Genomic DNA, 21621 nt, shown 5'->3' with positions numbered 1-21621 from the left:
TAGTTTGATAACGGAATGTTTAATACCGAACAATTCGATAGCGAACAAAATGCATCCGGCAAAAACACTGTTTTCCTAGTATATGTGTGGATTTGCCGGATGTTATTAACGAATGGAAGGGCATATGGAACGTGGAAGAGGTCGGATGGAGAAGAAGAAAAGAGAAAATGGGCAAGGAAATCCGTTCCCTGGATAATATGCTGATGAGAAACCTGTTCTGCCAGGTGAAGAAATTCGGCCTGGATGAGATGACAGTTATGCACGGCTGGATCATCGGGTTTCTGTACAATAACAGGGACAGGGATATCTTTCAAAAGGACGTGGAGACTGAATTCTCCATCGGCAGGTCGACGGTGACCAATATCCTGAAGCTGATGGAGAAGAAAGGATATATCCGCAGGGAAGCGGTGCCCCAGGACGGCAGGCTGAAACGTTTGGTGCTGCTGGACAAAGGAATGGCTCTGAATCAGACGATGAGAGAGCTGGCTGCCCGGCTGGACGCAGATACGATGAAGGGTATCACCGACGAAGAGCTGGATGTTTTTTATGGGGTAATCCGGAAATTAAAAGAAAATTTAGAAGAGCAAGGGAGAGATGACAATGATAAAGACACTGGCAGCGCACATAAAACAGTATAAAACAGCATCCATTCTGACGCCGCTGTTCATGATCGTCGAGGTTATTCTGGAAATGATGATTCCTCTTCTGATGGCTTCGATCATTGACGACGGGGTTGAGAAGGGCGACATGCACCATATCTATATGGTGGGTATCTGCATGGTCCTGCTGGCCGCGCTGGGGCTTCTGACAGGAGTGCTGGGCGGTAAATTCGGCGCAAGGGCGTCGGCAGGGTTTGCTAAAAATTTAAGAGAAGCGATGTTTAATAATATTCAGACCTTTTCCTTTTCTAACATCGATAAGTTCAGTACGCCGAGCCTGGTGACGCGGCTTACAACAGACGTGACGAACATTCAGAACGCGTTCCAGATGCTGCTGCGGATGTTCACCCGCGCCCCTTCCAGCCTGATCTGTGCGATGGTCATGGCATTTTCCATCAATGCGCGTCTGGCCAGTATCTATCTGGTGGCAGTCATAGCTCTGGGAATCTGCCTGTTCTTTATCATGTTCCGGGCAACCAGATATTTTAAACAGGCATTTCCTAAATATGATGATCTGAACGAAAGTATCCAGGAAAACGTTTCGGGAATCCGGGTGGTGAAAGCCTATGTCCGTGAAGATTATGAGACGGAAAAGCTGAAAAAATCCAGCGGGAATATTTATAAGATTTTTATTAAGGCTGAGAAAATACTTACATTCAACGCGCCTCTGATGCAGATTACGGTTTATTCTTGTATTCTGCTGATCAGCTGGATCGGGGCCAGGATGATCGTAGTGGATGATCTGACCACAGGACAGCTGATGAGCCTTCTGACTTACTGCATGAACATACTGATGAGTTTGATGATGCTCTCTATGGTCTTTGTAATGGTAACCATGAGCCAGGCCAGCGCGGAGAGAATCTGTGAGGTGCTCAATGAGAAGAGCGACCTCCACAATCCGGAAGACCCCTGTTATGAAGTGAAGGACGGAAGCATTGAATTCCGTCATGTGAATTTCAGCTATCACAAGACCAGCGAGAAGCCGGTGCTCCAGGATATTAATCTGTCGATCCGTGCCGGGGAAACCATCGGTATTATCGGAGGGACCGGAAGTGCCAAGACCAGCCTGATCAACATGCTGAGCAGGCTGTATGACGTGGATTCCGGCCAGGTCCTTGTGGGCGGAAGAGACGTCCGGGAATATGACATGGATACTCTGCGGAACCAGGTGGCTGTGGTGCTGCAGAAGAACGTGCTGTTTTCGGGTACGATTCTGGAGAATCTGCGCTGGGGCGATAAGGACGCATCCTTCGAGGAATGCCGCAGAGCCTGCCGGCTGGCCTGCGCCGATGAATTCATTGAGCGGATGCCGCAGGGGTACGATACGTATATTGAGCAGGGAGGAAGCAATGTATCGGGAGGCCAGAAGCAGCGTCTCTGCATCGCCAGGGCCTTGCTTAAAAAACCCAGGATACTGATACTGGATGATTCCACCAGTGCGGTGGATACGGCTACTGACAGCAAGATCCGGACGGCGCTGCGGGAAGAGATTCCTAACACGACGAAGCTGATCATCGCGCAGCGGATATCAAGCGTACAGCATGCGGACCGGATCATTGTCATGGAAGACGGAAGAGTTAATGACTTTGATACTCATGAGGAGCTGCTGAAAAATAATGAGATTTACAGGGAAGTATATGAATCACAGATGAGAGGCAGCGGAGATTTTGATGAAAAGGGAGGTGAGCAGTAATGCCAGGACCGATGGGAAGGCGCGGACCGGGCAGCCGGGGCGTGAAATCAACCGTGAAGAATCCCGGGAAAATTCTGGGAAGGCTTTTGAAATATGTAACAGGCACTTACCTGCTCCAGTGTATCTTGGTTTTAATATTTATTATTGTCAGCGTGCTGGCTAACGTACAGGGCACGTTATTCATGAAGACGCTGATCGACGATTATATCCAGCCGATGCTGACTCAGGCTTCGCCGGATTTCATGCCTCTAGCAATGGCGATCGGAAGGGTGGCAGTGTTCTATTTGATCGGGGTTTGTTCCACCTTTGCATACACCAGGATCATGGTTTATGTGACGCAGGGCACCTTGAGAAATCTCCGGAACAGTATGTTTGCCCATATGGAGAAGCTTCCGGTGCGGTATTTTGACACTCATGCCCACGGCGATATCATGTCGATATACACGAATGATATTGATACGTTGCGGCAGATGCTCAGTCAGAGTATCCCGCAGCTGATATCCAGCGCGTTTACGATTGTCAGTGTATTTATCAGCATGCTGACGCTGGATATCCCGCTGACATTCGTCACTCTGGCGATGGTAGGCGTTATGCTGCTGGCCACCAGGAAGCTGGCGGGGCTGAGCGGCAGGTATTTCATCGCCCAGCAGAAGGATCTGGGGCGCCTGAACGGATATATTGAAGAGATCATGGCGGGAGAGAAAGTCGTGAAAGTATTCTGCCATGAAGAAGAGAGTAAGAAGGATTTTCAGAAGCTGAATGACCAGCTGTTCGAGAGTGCCGATAACGCCAATAAGTTTGCCAATATCCTGATGCCGGTGACTGCACAGCTGGGAAATATCAGCTATGTGATCTGTGCGATTGTGGGCGGCGTCCTGGCGATTAATAAGATCAGCGGGCTGACGCTGGGCGGCCTGGCCAGCTTCCTGGCTTTTAACAAGAGCTTCAACATGCCGATCAACCAGGTGAGCCAGCAGCTCAATGCGGTTATCATGGCTATGGCCGGAGCGGAACGTATCTTTGGCCTTCTCGATGAACAGGTGGAAACTGACGATGGTTATGTAACACTGGTGAATGTGACAAAAGAAGGAGACGCGCTCCGGGAAAGCGGCCAGAGGACCGGAATGTGGGCCTGGAAGCATGTGCATCAGGCAGACCAGTCTGTAGACTATGTGGAGCTGCAGGGTGATGTGGTGCTCGATGGCGTAGATTTTGGCTATGTGCCTGAAAAGATCGTGCTGCATGATGTGAAGCTGTATGCGGAGCCAGGCCAGAAGATTGCTTTCGTTGGATCTACTGGTGCAGGCAAGACGACGATCACTAATCTGATTAACCGGTTCTATGATATTCAGGACGGGAAGATCAGATATGACGGAATTAACATTAATAAGATTAAAAAGGATGACCTGAGGAGATCCCTGGGAATGGTGCTTCAGGATACCTGTCTGTTTACAGGAACGGTCCGTGAGAACATCCGGTTCGGCAAGCTGGATGCGACGGATGAAGAGATAGAGGCAGCAGCCAGGCTGGCCAATGCTGACAGCTTTATCCGCAGGCTTCCTGATGGCTATGAGACTGTTCTGGCCGGCAATGGCAGCAGCCTGAGCCAGGGACAGCGGCAGCTTCTCTCCATCGCCCGTGCGGCAGTGGCAGATCCTCCGGTCCTGATCCTGGACGAAGCGACCAGTTCAATTGATACGAGGACAGAGCGGATTGTGCAGGATGGCATGGATAAGCTGATGAAGGGAAGGACCACGTTCGTCATCGCTCACAGGCTGTCCACTGTCCGGAACGCAGACTGCATTATGGTGCTTGAACAGGGAAGGATTATTGAGAGAGGGACGCATGACCAGCTGATGGCAGAGAAAGGACGTTATTACCAGCTATATACAGGCAATGCGGTTGGGGCATGATGAGAGGATGCAGCGGGAGGATCGGAAAGATACCTCCCGCTGCTATTTTGCTTTATCACATCTTGCCTGACAAACTTCCTTGATTTCTTACAAAAAACGGTGTAACATAGTGATATTGAAAATACCTTATTGAACAGCGCAAGCTGTCACATTATCCTGTGGAGCCGCAGTGGAGGTATAGAGGAGGGAGCAATATGCGTCGGAAGAGAAAAGGTGGATTTACGCTGGTTGAATTGATCGTGATCATTACGATTATTTTGATTCTGGCGGCAGTATTGGTTCCTGCCCTCATGCGGTATATTGACAGGTCAAAGGAAGCCGTGTGCCGCTCGAATGAAGCTACGCTGAAGACTGAGCTTGCGGCCGAGCTGACAGAGAGTATGGCGGAGGGAAAGAGTATGACGGAGGCGGAGCTTCAGGCACTCGCAGATGCTTCCGGCGCCCACTGTCCTTCCGGGGGAACGTATTCGGTTCAGTTGACGGCAGGCGACGATGGTTTTGACACAGTAGAAGTGACCTGCAGCATCCATGACGATGGAACGAACGGAGGCGGAGGAATGCCTGATACGAACGTAATCAGTAAAGGCCTTCTAAAAGATTTTACGGATTATATCCGGGGTTACACCGGCGGAAGAAATGATAATAACAGTATCAGAACTGCTTTTTATAACAATAACGGCGGGAAGTGGCCGACGCTGACTGTGAATGGTGAAAGTTATTCTGTACAGCCGTTTTACCGTAAGGATGAAAGTGCCGCTGATCTGACAGGCCAGGTCTGGCTTTATGCGACAAAAGATTATGACGACTGCACCAATGGCAGCTGGAATGTTCAGATGGTGTATAATCCCATGGACAGTAAATGGTATCAGGCAACCAACTATAATGGAGAACCCGGCAGCAAGGCATCGATTACTTTTAACAGTGTTGAAGCGTTAAATGAAGCGGTGACGAATGGAAAGCATTCCAATGGAAAGGCAAAATGGGTGGAAGTAACAGAATATACAGAGAGTGAATAGATTAGAGAAAAGGTGCAGTTTTCTGAAAGAGCTATAATCAGAGCAGGGGGGGACAGGATATGAAAGCTCGCCAGACTGATTTTTCCGGGGGAAGCGTGTACCGGAATATTTTACAGGTTGTGCTGCCCATGATGGCAGCGCAGCTTCTGAATCTGCTCTATAATATTGTGGACAGAATGTATATCGGAAGGATGGAAGGGAACGGGACCCAGGCGCTGAGCGGGCTGGGCCTTTGTTTTCCGGTACTGATGTTCGTGACGGCATTTTCTAATTTGGTCGGCAGCGGTGGGGCCCCGCTTTGCTCCATGGAGAGGGGCAGGGGGAACCGGGAGGAGGCGGAGAGAATCATGTGCAATTCCTTTCGTCTGCTTTTGATAATCGGTGTTGCGCTGACGGCTGCCGGTCTGGTGTTTCACAAGCCGGTTCTGTATTTGTTCGGGGCCAGTGATGCTATCTACCCTTATGCGCGGGATTATATCATGATCTATCTGACGGGAAGTGTGTTCGTGATGATTGCTCTGGGGATGAATCCGTTTATCAACAGCCAGGGTTTCGCGCGCATCGGTATGCTGACCGTATTCCTGGGAGCTGGCGTCAATCTGGCTTTAGACCCGCTCTTTATATTTGTCTTTCACTGGGGAGTCAGGGGCGCCGCTGCCGCCACGGTGATTTCACAGGTTTTATCGGCACTGTGGGTGATCCGTTTTCTTACTGCCGGGCCGGCCGAGCTGAAGCTGCACAGGTCTGCCATGAAGCTGGATGCCGGCCGGGTCAGGAGAATCCTGAGTTTGGGCACAGCGGGATTTGTTATGTCCTGTACGAATTCTGTCGTGCAGGCGGTCTGTAATTCTATGCTTCAGACCTTCGGAGGAGATCTCTATATTGGAGTGATGACAGTTCTGAATTCTATCCGGGAGATCGCCCAGACTCCCGCGCAGGCCATCGGTGAGGGGGCGTCGCCCGTCATGAGCTATAATTACGGAGACAAGCAATTCGGGCGCGTGAGAAAGGCAATTTGGTTTATGACCGTGGTGGGCATCGGGTATCTGTTCGTTCTTTGGCTGCTGTTGTTTTTGTACCCGCGGCTGTTCATCTCTATCTTTAACCAGGACGCAGCACTTGAAGAAGCCGCTGTGCCTTCTATGAACCTGTATTTTTTTGGCTTTTTCATGATGGGGCTGCAATTTGCGGGGCAGAGTGTATTTAAAGCGCTGGGAAAAGCAAAGCAGGCGGTCTTTTTTTCACTGTTCCGGAAGGTTTTCATTGTGGTACCGCTTACCTTGGCGCTGCCTTATGTAGGAGGGCTGGGAGTGAAGGGGGTTTTTATGGCGGAACCGGTGTCCAATTTTATCGGGGGCATCGCCTGTTTTGCGACGATGTGCGCTACGGTTTTGCCGGAATTGAAGAAGAAAGAATTTGAGACTTGATTTTTTGCGACAATTAGATTATAATAAGTAGCATGCAGATATAGTTCATCGGTAGAACGCTAGCTTCCCAAGCTGGAGAGACGGGTTCGATTCCCGCTATCTGCTTTTCTTATGCCCGGAAGTAGAGGGAAACTGTACTTCCGGGCTTTTTGCTTCTATTCTCTATGGTTATGTCTACAGGGAAATACCTGTCATGATGCTCCTGCCAGTTGGTCCAGAGAACGGAACTGGTATCCCATTTCTTCCCATTTGGTAAGCAGTTCATCCAGTATCTGGGCGTTGGTGCTGGAGGTGCTGTGAAGCAGGACAATGGCGCCGGGATGGATTCTGTTCAGCAGTTTATCAAAGGCTTCTTCCTTACTGGGCTGATTGTCCTGATACCAGTCCACATAGGCGAGGCTCCAGAAGAAGGTGTTGTAGCCCATATCCTTCGCCATTTCCAGGTTGGAGGTGCTGTATTTTCCCTGAGGCGGCCGGTAATATTTTTTCATCGGCTGTCCCGTGATATCCTCATAGAGAGCCTCTACCTTGGACAGCTCCTGGGTAAAGGCTTCACGGGTGGAGATTTTCGCCATATCAGGATGGGAAAATGTGTGGTTGCCTACGATGTGGCCTTCTGCCACCATCCGTTTAATCAGGTCCGGTTCATCGGAGACGAAATTTCCCACTACAAAGAAGGTGGCCGGAACGTTATGCTTTTTGAGAGCATCCAGAATAGGCGCTGTATTTCCGTTCTCATAGCCGCAGTCGAAGGTCAGATAGATGATTTTTTCCTCTGTATTTTCTGCAAAATATGCATTGTATTGTTTGAGTTCATCTATGGTAGCATTGCCCACTGGGGTTTTGCCCTTTTCCGGGAAGCTCAGGCCCCAGCTATCGTTAGCGGAGTCCAGCTGGGCGGAGGTTTCCTTTGCAGTGCCCTTCGCCAGGAAATGACCGGAAAAGAAAGCCGCTACGAACAAAAGGGCGATGGGAATTATCTTGCGTATGTGTGATTTAATATCCATATGCAACTGCCTGAGTTGAATTTGGTCTAATATATGCTTAAAAAGATATAATATTCCGTTCTGCGGGAAAATGTGCGTCAGAGGATCTTGAACGGCGGTTAATAAATTTGAGAAATAGTTAACAGCGTTTCAATTGAAGAATGAAACTGGGTTTGCTATGCTGGATTTACAGTAAATGAATGAAAACGGAGGATTCAGATATGAACATAGGCACTGTAATCAGGAAATACAGGAAGGAAAAACAACTGACACAGGAAGAAGTGGCCGGTTATCTGGGCGTGACGGCTCCTGCGGTTAATAAATGGGAAAACGGAAATTCCCTGCCGGATATTTCACTTCTGGCTCCCATCGCCCGGCTGCTGGGGATCAGCACGGATATGCTGCTTTCTTTCAGGGAAGAACTGACGGAGGAGGAAATGAATGAAATCATCCGGACAGTCAGCAACAGGATCAAGAGTGGAGAAGACTATGGAACCGTGTTCTCCTGGGCGGAAAAAAAGATGCAGGAGTATCCAAATTGTGACCGTCTGGCGTTTCAGATTGCACAGATGCTGGACGGATACCGCTATATATACGGGAACACGGAAGCAGAAGAATACAGGGGAAAAATCTATGGCCTGTATGTCCGCTCCCTTCAGAGCGCCGACGGTGACGTCGCCCAGTCAGCGGCTGTAGCGCTGTTTCACATGGCAGTGGCGGAAGAAGACTATGAGAAGGCCCAGGAGTATCTGGACCGAATTCCGAAAAGAGGCTTTAATCAGAATCAGATGCAGGCCATTCTGTATCACAGGCAAAAAAAGGTTGAGGAGGCTTATCGGCTGTATGAGAGGATTCTGTTTACAGGCTTTAATGATCTGAACGGGGCTTTAAACGGGCTGCTGAGCCTTTCCATAGAAGAAGGGAAGATTGACAGGGCAAAGTCGATTGTGGACAAACAAAAGAGAATGGCGGAGATCCTGGAGATGGGGAAATATATGGAGGCCTCTCCGGGTCTGGATCTGGCCATCCATCTGAGAGACAAGGAAGAGATCCTGAAAATTCTGGAAAGCGTCATATACAGCATAGATGACATGGATGCGTTTAAGAATTCAGAGCTGTATTCCCATATGTCCTTTTCAAACGCCGGGACCAAAGAGATTGCGCTCATGCTGAAAAATGCTCTTGAAAATGATAAAAAGGTGGAATTTGTAAAAGCAGACAGAAAATATCAGGAACTGTTGGAAAAATTGTGCCGCTTTATCGAAAATTAAGCGTTTCGGCTAAAGACACCGAGTACCGACGGCTGATACAATTATGAGATGCTGCCCTTCTGATAGTTGTTGCGATTGCCCGGCTAATATGTTAAAATATGTATAATATGGATAAAAAATAACTAAAAAATAGCCAAAAATAGTGCAAAGTGCGGGGGTGTGTCATATAAGAAAGAATGATGAGGAAAATAAAAAGAAAGACCCTTATTTAGCCCATGTAATCCCGGAAACTCATCAGATACAGCCACTTCTTAATCATCATACGAATGTTAGACATTTAATATTGAATAATTGTCCGTTGGAGATTCTAACCAGTGTTGCGTGGCTGGCCGCAACATTCCATGACTGCGGGAAATATGGCCCTGAATTCCAGGCATATATGGAAGAAGTATTAGAAAAGGCCGGGGAGGAAGTGAAACGCAATGTCGATCATTCCACAGCAGGCGGCCGACTGATTACGAGCCTGGCCCCCGGAATGCTTGCATCCAAAATAATCAGCACAGCGATCTACTCACATCACGGTTTAGCAGACTGTATAAATATGGAAAGTGGCAGGTCTCTGGAAGAAGAACGGAATGAAAAGAAAATAGATTACGACACCATAACAGAACGTTTTTTTCAGTATACAGATATAGATGTCATTCAAGAACATATAGACAGGGCAAAAGCAGATTCGTTAAAAATAATGGACAGTATTGCTGAAATGATCAATAGAGATAAGCCGTCAGTTTATGGAAGCGGTAATTTCTATCTGGGGATGTATGAACGTCTTTTGATTTCCCTGTTAATTGACAGTGACTGGAGCGATACAGCAAGCTTTTTTGAGCAGAAAGGATTGCCCCGGCGTTTGTCAAAGGAAGAAACACAACATATATGGGAGCAGAGTATAGCCTATTTCGAAGATTATTTGAGCACCCTCACAGCTAGGGATGAAAAGAAAAAGAGTCCATTGAATGTTATCCGTCAGGAAATATCAGACATCTGTCTGAAGGCAGCAGAACAGCCAGACAAACTGTACTGTTTAACCGTACCCACCGGAGCAGGAAAAACCTTCAGCGGCCTTCGGTTTGCTCTTCATCATGCCAAAAAATATGAAAAACAGCATATTATGTATGTTGCTCCATTCAACTCCATACTGGAACAAAACGCTGAGGAAATTCGCAATGCCGTAGGAAATAATGAATTTGTCCTGGAACATCATTGTAATATTGTAAAAGAAAGTGCGGATGAGGAGGAGAAGTATCGAAGGCTCACCGAGACATGGGATTGTCCCATCATAGTCACGACTGCAGTTCAGGTTTTGAATACGTTGTTTTCCGGCCGGAAGCGCGATATCCGGCGGATGCACAGTTTATGCAACAGCATTATTATATTTGACGAGGTACAGGCGTTTCCCATCAATTGCACGGAGCTTTTTAATCTGGCAGTGAATTTTTTATCAGCGTTCTGCAATACAACGGTTGTTCTGTGCTCAGCAACACAGCCTACACTTGCGAAGCTGCCGAAAAACTGTATGTTTGATGCGAATCATATGGTGAGAAACGTTGATAGATATAGCGAAGAGTTTAAAAGAACTAAAATCCAAGATATGACAGACCTGGTCAGCGGTGGAATGAGCGTTAATGATTTGAAAAATTTTATAGATGAAATATTCCCGGATGAGGAAAGCATTTTAGTGATTGTGAACACGAAAGCTTGCGCTAAGGCATTGTATGAGCTTTTAGAAGGATGTTATAATGACACGTGCATTTTATATCATTTGAGCACTAATATGTGCCCGAAAAATCGGCAGGAACAGTTAGATGAAATCAAGCAAAGCCTTGACAGGACGAAACGTGTTATCTGCGTGAGCACCCAGCTTGTGGAAGCTGGGGTTGACTTTTCCTTTCGCTGTGTAATCCGCTCCATGGCCGGGCTGGACAACATCATTCAGGCGGCGGGAAGATGTAACAGGAACAAAAAAAATCCAGATGCCGGCCCGGTTTATATTGTGAGAATGTCTCCGGAGGCAGAACATCTTTCCGGCCTGCCGGATATCAAAGCTGCACAGGAAGCGATGGAAACGGTTCTTCATCAATATCGTACATGCCCGGAATCATTGGACGGGAAGCTGGATTCTCAGAAGGCGGTTGCATTCTATTATAGACAGTTCTATTTAAAAATGGTCAACATAAAAACCAATTATCCTGCCAGTTATCGCAACACGCCTTGTAATCTGGTGGATTTGCTGTCAGATAACAAATTGGGAAAGTCACAGTATACAAATGTGCATGGCCATCGCGCAAAAAATGTTTTGAATCAGGCATTCAAAACTGCTGGCGAACTATTTCGGGTAATTCCGGACGATGAGGGCGTTAAGGTGGTGGTGGAGTATGATGAGGAAACTAAGAAACTGTTAAATGAATTGGACAACCCTTATTTAGGATTAAAGGAGCAGAAGGAAATATTGAGGAAGCTTCAGGTTTACACCGTCGGCATCTCGGAATATAGGAAAGAGAAGCTGGGAAGGGCAGTTACATCTGTCTGTCAGGGAAATGTTCTTGTTTTATCTGAAAACTATTACAGTAAAAAAACAGGGGTGTCGGATATTCCTAAAATGAATGATTTATTTTCTTAATGTACATATAAAGGGGTGATGAAAGTGGAAAGGTACAGAAATACAATTGAATTTGAGGTTTATGGCGATTATGCGTTGTTTTCAGACCCTGTTATGCGGGTGGGCGGTGAAAAAACCAGCTACCATATTCCTACCTATGAGGCAGTTAAAGGAATCGTACACAGTATCTACTGGAAGCCTACCCTCATTTGGGTTGTGGATGCTGTCCGTGTTATGAACCAGATACAGACGGAGACGAAAGGAATACGTCCTTTGACCTACAATAAATCCGGCAACGATCTGTCCTATTATACATACCTGAAGGATGTGTGTTACCAAGTCAGGGCACATTTTGAATGGAATGAGAACCGTCCGGAGTTAGCCGGGGACAGGAATGAGCATAAGCATCACAACATTGCCAAGCGCATGGCAGACCGGGGCGGGCGGCGTGATATATTTCTGGGCACCAGGGAATGCCAGGGATTTGTACGGTCATGCAGCTTTGGCGAGGGCGGAAGCGCTTATGACGGTATGGAGGGGGAAGTGGCTTATGGATTTATGTACCATGGAACAACCTATGCGGATGAAGCCATATTACCTGAGGATCAGGGGAAATTGACTGTCCGGTTTTGGCGTCCTGTGATGAAACCGGGCGGAATCATTGAATTCGTAAGACCGGAAGCCTGTGCTGATAAACGTTATATTAGGGATATGAGCATAAAAGAATTCGGGACAGATAATTTTTGCGGCCTTGAGGAATTTACGGAAGAGGAGGCGATCTATTGAGCTGGGCGGATGAACTCTGTGAATTATATGAAAAAAACAAACATCATGCAGGCGTTATGGAATATAAACCTGTCAATACAAAAAAAGGTGTGGAAATGATACCATACGTATTGCTTCCGCCTTTTCATACCACTGTTACAGCTCAGATCACAGTCACCATAGACGAACATGGAAATTTCCTTCAAGCGGAGCCGGTGGACAACGGTGATAAGCTGACGATCATTCCCGTGACGGAGAAATCAGGCAGCCGGACCGCCAGCAAAGAGCCGCATCCCTTTTGTGACAATTTAAAGTATGTGGCAGGAGATTATGTGAAATATTCCGATGAGGACAGCACAGGAGATGCCGCATATTATGAGTTGTATATTCAGGCATTGGAAAAGTGGCATACCTCCTTGTATACTCATAAAAAAGTAGATGCTTTATATCTATATCTGGAAAAGGGATGCCTGATCCGGGATCTCGCGGCCGCTCATGTTTTAAAATTAGATGAGAACGGTAAATTGTCAAAGAATGAGAAGATACAAAATATTCCACAGAGTAAAGCTTTTGTACGCTTTCGTATTATGGAAACCTTTTCGGATGTGACGTCTGTTGCCGCAGGTCAATACAGAAGTGAGTGCTGGGTGGACCAGACTCTTCAAAATAGTTTTATAGAATACTATAGATCTCTGGCAGACAGTAAAGGGATCTGCTATCTTTCGGGCCATGAGGAGCAGATTTCCTATCTCCATTCTAAAAAGATCAGGAATGAAGGGGATGGGGCAAAGCTTATTTCCTGCAATGATTCTGAAAACTTTACGTATCGGGGACATTTTTCAACAAAAGAGCAGGCCTTTGCGATAGGTAATGAGACCTCGCAGAAGGTACACAATGCGTTGAAATGGATTATCAGAAAGCAGGGGTACAGCCATGATACGCTGACCATTGTGACCTGGGAGACGAACCTTTTGCCTATGCCCCAATGGGACAAGGATACCGATGAAATCTGCAGTGATTATGACGGGTTTGAGGAAGAAGATGACGAGGCAGTAACGAATGCTCGCGCAGCACAAAAATTTTATCAGGCGCTGGATGGTTACGGAAGAAAGCTGGAAGGGATGTCGAGGATGATCCTGATGGCATTCGACGCTGCCACAACGGGCCGCCTTGCCCTGGTGGAGTACAAAGCCCTGGAATCAACAAGATATTTAGAGAACATAAAATTCTGGCACACAGAATGTCAATGGGTGCATCACAAAAGATATAAAAAGGCCGGGCCTGATTTTTGGGGGATGGTGGGTATACGGGATATTGCAGATATCCTCTATGGCACAGAAAGTAATGGGATGCTCACAATTCTGGATAGAAGCAGTAAACGGATGTATGCGAATATCAGTAAACAGCTTCTGCCCTGTATTTGGGACCGCAGTAATGTGCCTCCCTATTTAATGAACCTGGCAGTATCTAAGGCGTCTTCGCCAGTTTCCTATAAAGAGAGCTATAATTGGGAGAGAGTTTTGACATTGGCATGCTCTTTAATAAAAAAACACAGACATGAGAAAAATCACGAGGAGGTATGGACTGTGGCACTAGATAAGGATTGTAGAGACAGAAACTATCTGTATGGAAGGCTGCTGGCAGTAGCGGACAGGGTTGAGTACCGGACCTTTGACCCTGAAAAAGACGATTCGCGTACGACAAATGCAAGGCGCTATATGACTGCATTTTCACAGCGGCCTTATGAAACTTGGAAGGTGATTGAGGAGAACCTCCCGCCCTATTATAATAAACTGAAAAGATCGGAGAGACTTCATTATCAGCGGTTAATGGATGAAATATGTCAATTATTTGATGTGAAGAGCTTTAGTGACAACAGCCGGCTGGATCCTTTATATTTATTGGGATTTCATAGTCAGTCACATGAATTAAAGGAGTATAAAAATACGAAATCAGAGGAGGACTAATAATGAGTGATTTGAAAGGAAAAATTGATTTTACGCTGTTTCTGAGCGTGGAAAACGCTAACCCCAATGGCGATCCCTTAAACGGTAACCGTCCCAGAGTCAATCTGGATGGGTATGGGGAAATTTCGGATGTATGCATAAAAAGAAAAATCCGAAACCGTTTTCAGGATTTGGGTGAGAAGGTGTTTGTACAGTCTGACGACCGTTCGGACGACGGTCTTACAAGCTTAAAGGACCGTGCAGATAGCTCTGAAGAATTAAAGGCAGAAATTGGTCAAGGAAAAAGGGCAAACAGAGATAAATGTATAAGTATTGCCTGCAGAGAGTGGATTGATGTGCGCAGCTTCGGGCAGGTATTTGCTTTTAAGGGAGAAGAGGTGTCCTTTGGGGTGAGGGGACCGGTGTCGGTTCATCAGGCGGTAAGCTTGTCTCCTGTTGATGTTATCAGTATGCAGATAACCAAAAGTGTAAACAGCGAAGCAAATAAGGAAAGCAAGGCTTCCGATACGATGGGAACAAAGCACAGGATAGGCTTTGGAGTATATATGGTAAAGGGAAGTGTAAATGTACAATTGGCGGAGAAGACAGGTTTTTCCCAGGAGGACGCTGATGTTTTAAAGGAAGCGTTAATGACGCTTTTTGAAAATGATGCGTCATCTGCCAGACCGGAGGGAAGTATAGAGGTCTGCAGATTATATTGGTGGCAGCATGAAGAAAAAGTGCCGCAGGTATCTTCCGGAAAAATCCAGAGAGGATTTAAATTCATTGAGAAGGAACCGCATCCAAAAAAATTTGAGGACTATGATATCCAGTGGAGCGTGGAAGGCTGTATGGAGCCGGAGGTATTAGAGTTTGTATGAGGAAGAAGATTTTCTGCAGCTTTCGGGCATCCAGCATTTTGCATTCTGTCGCCGCCAATGGGCATTGGCGTATATAGAGCTTCAGTGGCAGGAAAATGTGAGAACCATAGAAGGCAGGCTTCTTCACGAACATGCCCATGACGCGGATTTAAAAGAAAAGCGTGGTGATTTAATCATTGTAAGGGCAATGCCCATTCATTCCAGAGAATTAGGAATCAGCGGTGAGTGTGATGTTGTGGAATTCCATAAATGCCAGGACGGGATCAACCTGGCCGGGCGTGAAGGGAAATATTACGTCATTCCTGTGGAATATAAGTGTGGACAGCCCAAAATAAATGATGTGGATATGCTGCAGGTTACTGCTCAGGCCATGTGTCTGGAGGAAATGCTATGCTGTGAAATCTCTTTTGGTTATCTTTATTACGGAGAAACGCGGCATCGCCAAAAGGTCGAATTCACAGATGAATTGCGCCAAAGGGTTAAGGATATGTTCGAAGAAATGCATCAGTATTACGAGCGCAGACACACTCCGAAGGTCAAACGGACGAAAAGCTGCAATGCCTGTTCTTTAAAGGATATCTGTCTACCGGTATTGAACAAAAACAGGTCGGTCTCCGATTACATAAATGAACAGATTTTAGAGGAGGAGTATCTGTGAAAAGATTACTGAATACGCTGTATATCACTTCGAACAATCGATACCTTTCTCTGGACGGTGAAAATGTTGTTATTCTTGAAGATCAGAAAGAGATAGGCAGAATCCCACTGCACAATTTAGAGGGAATCGTTACTTTTGGGTATACCGGCGCAAGTCCGGCATTGATGGGCGCCTGTGCCCAGAGAAACATCGATTTATCCTTCCTGTCAGCTAACGGCCGATTTTTAGCGAGAGTATCAGGTGAAGTGAGGGGGAATGTCACTCTTAGGAAACAACAATACCGTATGAGTGAGGATAAAGGTGAGAGCATCATTATTGCAAGAAATTTTATGACTGGCAAGGTATTTAATGCAAGGTGGGTATTAGAGCGTGCCGCCAGGGATTATCCGATGCGTCTTGATTCTGAAAAATTAAAGGCAAAATCCGCAATTTTGGTGAAAAGTCTTTTAGATATCAGAAAATGTGACAATGCATCCACTCTTCTGGGATTGGAAGGAGAAGCGGCGTCTGTGTATTTTTCCGTATGGGATGATCTCATATTGCAGCAAAAAAAGGATTTCTTCTTTAGGGGAAGAAATAAAAGACCACCATTAGATAAGGTTAATGCTATGTTGTCCTTTGCCTATACACTTTTGGCAGGTATGTGCGGATCCGCTCTGGAAGGAGTTGGACTAGACCCATATGTTGGATTTTATCATACGGACCGGCCGGGCAGAATGTCCCTTGCACTTGATTTAATGGAAGAATTACGCAGCGTGATGGCGGACCGTTTTGTTTTGACAATGATTAATAAACGAATGATCAAGGCGGATGATTTTATCAGCAGGGAGAGTGGAGCCGTCGTGTTGACAGAATCTGGCCGGAAAACTTTTCTGTCAGCCTGGCAGGCTAAGAAGCAAGAAATAATCAAACACCCGTTTTTAGATGAAAAAATCGAGTGGGGAATCGTACCCCATGTCCAAGCGATGCTGCTGGCGAGGTATCTGCGGGGAGATTTAGATGAATATCCGCCGTTTTTCTGGAAGTAGGTGACTATGCTCATTTTGATTACTTATGATGTAAACACGCAGACGGAGGCTGGCCGCCGTCGTCTGCGCAAGGTTGCAAAGCAATGCGTAAATTATGGGCAGAGAGTACAGAATTCTGTATTTGAATGCCAGATGGATGCGGCTAAGTGCAGAGAGGTAAAGGCTATTTTAGAGAATATCATAGACAAAGATGTAGATAGCCTGCGGTTCTATTATATTGGCGATAAATATAAAAATAAAGTAGAACATATCGGTGCAAAACCTGGATTTGATGTCAAAGATCCGCTGATTTTTTAGTGCGAATACCAAGTGCCCAGAAAAACACTGGAAGATTCGCACCAGAAATTTATAAGAAATATGGATTTAATAGAGTGTTGAAGTTTATGATAATTTATTGAGTGTATTTTGGATTGATATATATGCACAAATAAATTTCTGCAATTGATTGAAAATTAGCTATATTTGCCGTCGTCCTCTGTGTTGAGGACGTGGATTAAAGCTTTTAATTAATTATAACATACATCTTGTAATTATGGTCGTCCTCTGTGTTGAGGACGTGGATTAAAGCTTTCCGCCGTTGTGATTGCATCGGCTGAAGCATTGTCGTCCTCTGTGTTGAGGACGTGGATTAAAGCATTGAGCACGCTGTAGAACTTCCGCCTAGAGCGTCGTCGTCCTCTGTGTTGAGGACGTGGATTAAAGCAACACAGTTCCAGTATAATTACTTGTTGCGTTAGAGTCGTCCTCTGTGTTGAGGACGTGGATTAAAGCATAATCCCCTCAAAGTGGGTATTTGCCTTGTCTGTGTCGTCCTCTGTGTTGAGGACGTGGATTAAAGCCGGAGAGCTTATTACAAAACCCGCACGATTACTGGTCGTCCTCTGTGTTGAGGACGTGGATTAAAGCCGCCATCTACCGAAAAAACAGATGTGGGTGGAGATGTCGTCCTCTGTGTTGAGGACGTGGATTAAAGCGGCATTGCTTAAAGCCTGTGCTTCTGTTGCTGTGTCGTCCTCTGTGTTGAGGACGTGGATTAAAGCCAGTGATTACCATTCCTAACAGGCCGCCAGAAGCAGTCGTCCTCTGTGTTGAGGACGTGGATTAAAGCAGGATCGCCTTATCCTTTGCCAGGCCAATTGCTTCAGTCGTCCTCTGTGTTGAGGACGTGGATTAAAGCCTTCCCTCGCCTGATTAATGAGGGTGTCCAGTATGGTCGTCCTCTGTGTTGAGGACGTGGATTAAAGCTTCTCTAACATAATTCAGCGCCTCCACCTTTTCGTCGTCCTCTGTGTTGAGGACGTGGATTAAAGCATCCTTGTCTTTTTTGTCCCAGCAAATCCATTTCGTCGTCCTCTGTGTTGAGGACGTGGATTAAAGCGATACAGATAATGAGAGTAAATACGCGTCTGGTGTCGTCCTCTGTGTTGAGGACGTGGATTAAAGCCCCTCTTGACAATTATATAATAACATATATGTACAGTCGTCCTCTGTGTTGAGGACGTGGATTAAAGCAAGACCTATTAATTTTTTAACCGCATCCTTTTGAGTCGTCCTCTGTGTTGAGGACGTGGATTAAAGCACATGTGATGATCCCAGCCCTGCCGGAAAACGGGAGTCGTCCTCTGTGTTGAGGACGTGGATTAAAGCATCCGCATTAATAAATCAATGGTAGATGCCGGAAAGTCGTCCTCTGTGTTGAGGACGTGGATTAAAGCCTTCCTCTGTTCCGCCGATATGTGGCGACCATCGTGTCGTCCTCTGTGTTGAGGACGTGGATTAAAGCACCACATCAACCAGGCATCTGAATCCGGATTGATAGTCGTCCTCTGTGTTGAGGACGTGGATTAAAGCTCTTCCTCCCTGGCCCTGGCAATTCTCCGCACTGTCGTCCTCTGTGTTGAGGACGTGGATTAAAGCAAAAAGCGTCTTATTGAAGCTCTTGCTCAATTAGGTCGTCCTCTGTGTTGAGGACGTGGATTAAAGCGTTATATTCTATATTTAGTGAAGAACATTCGTTCGTCGTCCTCTGTGTTGAGGACGTGGATTAAAGCGACCCCAGAAGGACATGCCTTCCTTGCAAACATCGTCGTCCTCTGTGTTGAGGACGTGGATTAAAGCGAAACAGTTGAAATGTTCAGTGATCCGATGGATAACGTCGTCCTCTGTGTTGAGGACGTGGATTAAAGCATCAAAATTCTTGTAAAGTATTGTGAGGGTAATGTCGTCCTCTGTGTTGAGGACGTGGATTAAAGCAAGCATGATGCTCCCTCCTATTTTGTAGTTTCAAGTCGTCCTCTGTGTTGAGGACGTGGATTAAAGCTTTGATCTCATTTTCGGTTTCGGAAATTTCTTCTTCGTCGTCCTCTGTGTTGAGGACGTGGATTAAAGCATCATTATAAAATGCACCCCAGCGATTCGATGTCGTCGTCCTCTGTGTTGAGGACGTGGATTAAAGCATTTCCGTTGGCACGGATTGTTCGTATGGCAGCCCGTCGTCCTCTGTGTTGAGGACGTGGATTAAAGCGATTAATTATCGAGATAACAAACCCTATGAAATAGTCGTCCTCTGTGTTGAGGACGTGGATTAAAGCAGTTTCATCTGCATTCATGTTTCTCTCAGAAGCCGTCGTCCTCTGTGTTGAGGACGTGGATTAAAGCGTATGCAGAGCAAATTAATTTGTCGGAGTCTTTAGTCGTCCTCTGTGTTGAGGACGTGGATTAAAGCAAATATAAAAATGGTGCGATACCCGGAAATTCTTGTCGTCCTCTGTGTTGAGGACGTGGATTAAAGCATTTTTCCACTCATGAAACGGCATCTTATGCTGGTCGTCCTCTGTGTTGAGGACGTGGATTAAAGCGTAATTGATCTCATTGAGGGCACGGTTCATCATGGTCGTCCTCTGTGTTGAGGACGTGGATTAAAGCAAAGCGGGAGACCAGGTGAGAATTGTGGAATTAAGTCGTCCTCTGTGTTGAGGACGTGGATTAAAGCACCTCCTTCAGGCACATGCCCTTAATTAGAAACCGTCGTCCTCTGTGTTGAGGACGTGGATTAAAGCATTTCCGCTGTCGTCAGGGAACTGCTGCTGGAAGGTCGTCCTCTGTGTTGAGGACGTGGATTAAAGCGCTTTAGGTGGCTTCGGAATCTCAACTCCAGAAGTCGTCCTCTGTGTTGAGGACGTGGATTAAAGCAGAATAATTTTATTGACCGATTAATGTTATCATGGGTCGTCCTCTGTGTTGAGGACGTGGATTAAAGCACGAACGGGTGAAGCGGGGCGATGTGAACCAATGTCGTCCTCTGTGTTGAGGACGTGGATTAAAGCAATAAAGGAACTTTTATTCAAAAGACAAGAGAACGTCGTCCTCTGTGTTGAGGACGTGGATTAAAGCATCCCTGTAAAAGAAGAGAAGAAACAACCGGGGTGTCGTCCTCTGTGTTGAGGACGTGGATTAAAGCGCTAATTGGAGGTAGAGGCATGACAGACAGAGAAAAGTCGTCCTCTGTGTTGAGGACGTGGATTAAAGCATGATCCTGTTTGGCATCCCATCACCGCCTTATAGGTCGTCCTCTGTGTTGAGGACGTGGATTAAAGCACCAATTTTTTTCACAGAAAACGGTAGTAATTTTAGTCGTCCTCTGTGTTGAGGACGTGGATTAAAGCGCTTTTGCGTCGGCAGAGGTGGAAGGTGCGGTATCGTCGTCCTCTGTGTTGAGGACGTGGATTAAAGGACCTGGCGGACAAAAAGGACGCTACAGGCGGCGACACGTCGTCCTCTGTGTTGAGGACGTGGATTAAAGCATTGTCACCCACACCTAGTTGGTCGTCGGTTATTCGTCGGCAGAACGGAAAGTATGCAGTACCTCGGTATAGCATGGTCGTTCTCCATGTTAATGCCATGAAGCACAGGAGTATCTGGAGCGGATTCCTAAAAGGGGTTTTTACCAGAATCAGATGCAGGCCATTTTGTATCACAGGCAAAAAAAGGTACAGGAGGCCTATCAGCTGTATGAGAGGATATTGTTTACAGGCTTTAATGATCTGAATGGGGCCCTGAACGGCCTGCTGAGCCTTTCCATGGAAGAAGGAAAGATTGACAAGGCAAGATCCATAGTGGACAAACAGAAAAAAATGGCGGAGATCCTGGAGATGGGGAAATATATGGAGGTCTTTCCGGGGCTGGATCTGGCTATACATCTGAGAGATAAGGAAGAGATTCTGAGAATTCTGGAAGGCGTCGTATGCAGCATAAAAGACATGGATGCGTTTAAGAATTCAGAATTGTATTCCCATATGACTTTTTCAAGCGCCGGGATCAGAGAGATTGCGCTCATGCTGAAAAATGCCATTGAAAATGACAAAGAGATGGAATTTGTAAAGACAGATAGAAGATATCAGGAGCTGCTGGAAAAACTGTGCCGGTTTATTGAAAATTAGGCGCTTCGGGTGTATTCTGTTCAGGCAGGTATAAGTCCGGCGGACAGCGTGTTACAGGCGCTGCCAGCCGGAGTCCGGCAGTCCTGGCAAAATTGTCTGAAAGTTTTTGTGAGAAAAAATTTAAAAAAAATAAAAAAAAGAGTTGACTTCTGGGATTAAAGCTGGTAATATATCCGTTGTGAGCGACAGAAAGTCGCTGGAAGAAATCAGATGCAGGAATGGCGGAATTGGCAGACGCGCAGGCTTCAGGTGCCTGTGGTAGCAATATCGTGCGGGTTCAAGTCCCGCTTCCTGCACTATTTTTTTGCTCTGAAATCTGAAATAAATTTAGGCAATCTTAAAA

15 protein-coding genes, 2 tRNA genes and 1 CRISPR repeat array are annotated in these 21621 nt (G+C 46.3%); of the genes, 16 read left to right on the top strand and 1 reads right to left on the bottom strand.

The window, feature by feature from the left end:
• Positions 1-131 precede the first annotated feature (131 nt).
• The 6 genes from H9Q79_RS06680 to H9Q79_RS06655 all read left to right on the top strand — a co-directional run bounded on the left by H9Q79_RS06680 (position 132) and on the right by H9Q79_RS06655 (position 6813).
• On the top strand, positions 132-638 hold the full coding sequence (locus H9Q79_RS06680) for a MarR family winged helix-turn-helix transcriptional regulator (protein ID WP_118648156.1): 507 nt from the start codon (positions 132-134) through the stop codon (positions 636-638).
• Positions 601-2352, top strand: a complete 1752-nt coding sequence (locus H9Q79_RS06675; RefSeq protein ID WP_249329483.1) for an ABC transporter ATP-binding protein — start codon at positions 601-603, stop codon at positions 2350-2352. The genes H9Q79_RS06680 and H9Q79_RS06675 overlap by 38 nt, the downstream gene beginning before the upstream one ends.
• Positions 2352-4265, top strand: coding sequence for an ABC transporter ATP-binding protein (locus H9Q79_RS06670; RefSeq protein ID WP_118648154.1), 1914 nt, complete (start codon positions 2352-2354; stop codon positions 4263-4265). Before H9Q79_RS06675 ends, H9Q79_RS06670 begins: the two co-directional genes overlap by 1 nt.
• 194 nt (positions 4266-4459) lie before the next feature.
• Positions 4460-5281 (top strand): prepilin-type N-terminal cleavage/methylation domain-containing protein, encoded by an 822-nt coding sequence (locus tag H9Q79_RS06665; protein WP_118648152.1) that lies wholly within the window; start codon positions 4460-4462, stop codon positions 5279-5281.
• Between the two features lie 59 nt (positions 5282-5340).
• Positions 5341-6708, top strand: coding sequence for an MATE family efflux transporter (locus H9Q79_RS06660; protein ID WP_249329482.1), 1368 nt, complete (start codon positions 5341-5343; stop codon positions 6706-6708).
• Between the two features lie 34 nt (positions 6709-6742).
• A tRNA-Gly gene (locus tag H9Q79_RS06655) sits at positions 6743-6813 on the top strand.
• Positions 6814-6899: 86 nt separating this feature from the next.
• Here the strand turns inward: H9Q79_RS06655 and pdaA are convergent.
• Positions 6900-7715, bottom strand: coding sequence for a delta-lactam-biosynthetic de-N-acetylase (gene pdaA / locus H9Q79_RS06650; RefSeq protein ID WP_249329481.1), 816 nt, complete (start codon positions 7713-7715; stop codon positions 6900-6902).
• A gap of 200 nt (positions 7716-7915) precedes the next feature.
• On the opposite strand from pdaA, the gene H9Q79_RS06645 reads away from it, so the two are divergent.
• From H9Q79_RS06645 to H9Q79_RS06600, 10 genes are all read left to right on the top strand, one after another.
• Positions 7916-8965: a helix-turn-helix domain-containing protein gene (locus tag H9Q79_RS06645; protein ID WP_249329480.1), complete on the top strand. Its 1050-nt coding sequence runs from the start codon at positions 7916-7918 to the stop codon at positions 8963-8965.
• Positions 8966-9107: 142 nt separating this feature from the next.
• Entirely contained in the window at positions 9108-11582 is a 2475-nt protein-coding gene (cas3, locus tag H9Q79_RS06640) for a CRISPR-associated helicase Cas3' (protein WP_330596948.1), read from the top strand.
• A gap of 18 nt (positions 11583-11600) precedes the next feature.
• Positions 11601-12347, top strand: coding sequence for a type I-C CRISPR-associated protein Cas5c (gene cas5c, locus H9Q79_RS06635; protein WP_249329478.1), 747 nt, complete (start codon positions 11601-11603; stop codon positions 12345-12347).
• Entirely contained in the window at positions 12344-14293 is a 1950-nt protein-coding gene (gene cas8c, locus H9Q79_RS06630; RefSeq protein ID WP_249329477.1) for a type I-C CRISPR-associated protein Cas8c/Csd1, read from the top strand. The genes cas5c and cas8c overlap by 4 nt, the downstream gene beginning before the upstream one ends.
• 2 nt (positions 14294-14295) lie before the next feature.
• The gene (gene cas7c / locus H9Q79_RS06625; RefSeq protein WP_249329476.1) at positions 14296-15153 is read left to right on the top strand and encodes a type I-C CRISPR-associated protein Cas7/Csd2; all 858 of its coding nucleotides are present in this window, start codon (positions 14296-14298) and stop codon (positions 15151-15153) included.
• Positions 15146-15811: a CRISPR-associated protein Cas4 gene (cas4, locus tag H9Q79_RS06620; protein ID WP_249329475.1), complete on the top strand. Its 666-nt coding sequence runs from the start codon at positions 15146-15148 to the stop codon at positions 15809-15811. Before cas7c ends, cas4 begins: the two co-directional genes overlap by 8 nt.
• Complete coding sequence (gene cas1c / locus H9Q79_RS06615) at positions 15808-16839, top strand: type I-C CRISPR-associated endonuclease Cas1c (protein WP_249329474.1); 1032 nt, start codon at positions 15808-15810, stop codon at positions 16837-16839. The genes cas4 and cas1c overlap by 4 nt, the downstream gene beginning before the upstream one ends.
• Before the next feature lie 6 nt (positions 16840-16845).
• Positions 16846-17136: a CRISPR-associated endonuclease Cas2 gene (gene cas2, locus H9Q79_RS06610; protein WP_118648136.1), complete on the top strand. Its 291-nt coding sequence runs from the start codon at positions 16846-16848 to the stop codon at positions 17134-17136.
• A gap of 170 nt (positions 17137-17306) precedes the next feature.
• Positions 17307-20642: a CRISPR direct-repeat array (repeat unit 33 nt; unit sequence GTCGTCCTCTGTGTTGAGGACGTGGATTAAAGC).
• A gap of 165 nt (positions 20643-20807) precedes the next feature.
• A complete protein-coding gene (locus tag H9Q79_RS06605) occupies positions 20808-21278 on the top strand; it encodes a hypothetical protein (protein ID WP_249329473.1) in 471 nt (156 codons plus the stop codon).
• 212 nt (positions 21279-21490) lie between these two features.
• Positions 21491-21574: transfer RNA gene (locus H9Q79_RS06600), tRNA-Leu, on the top strand.
• Positions 21575-21621: the final 47 nt, after the last annotated feature.

Source organism: Wansuia hejianensis, assembly GCF_014337215.1.
GTDB classification, from domain to species: Bacteria; Bacillota; Clostridia; order Lachnospirales; family Lachnospiraceae; genus Scatomonas; species Scatomonas hejianensis.
This window is presented reverse-complemented; position numbering and strand designations above follow the sequence as displayed.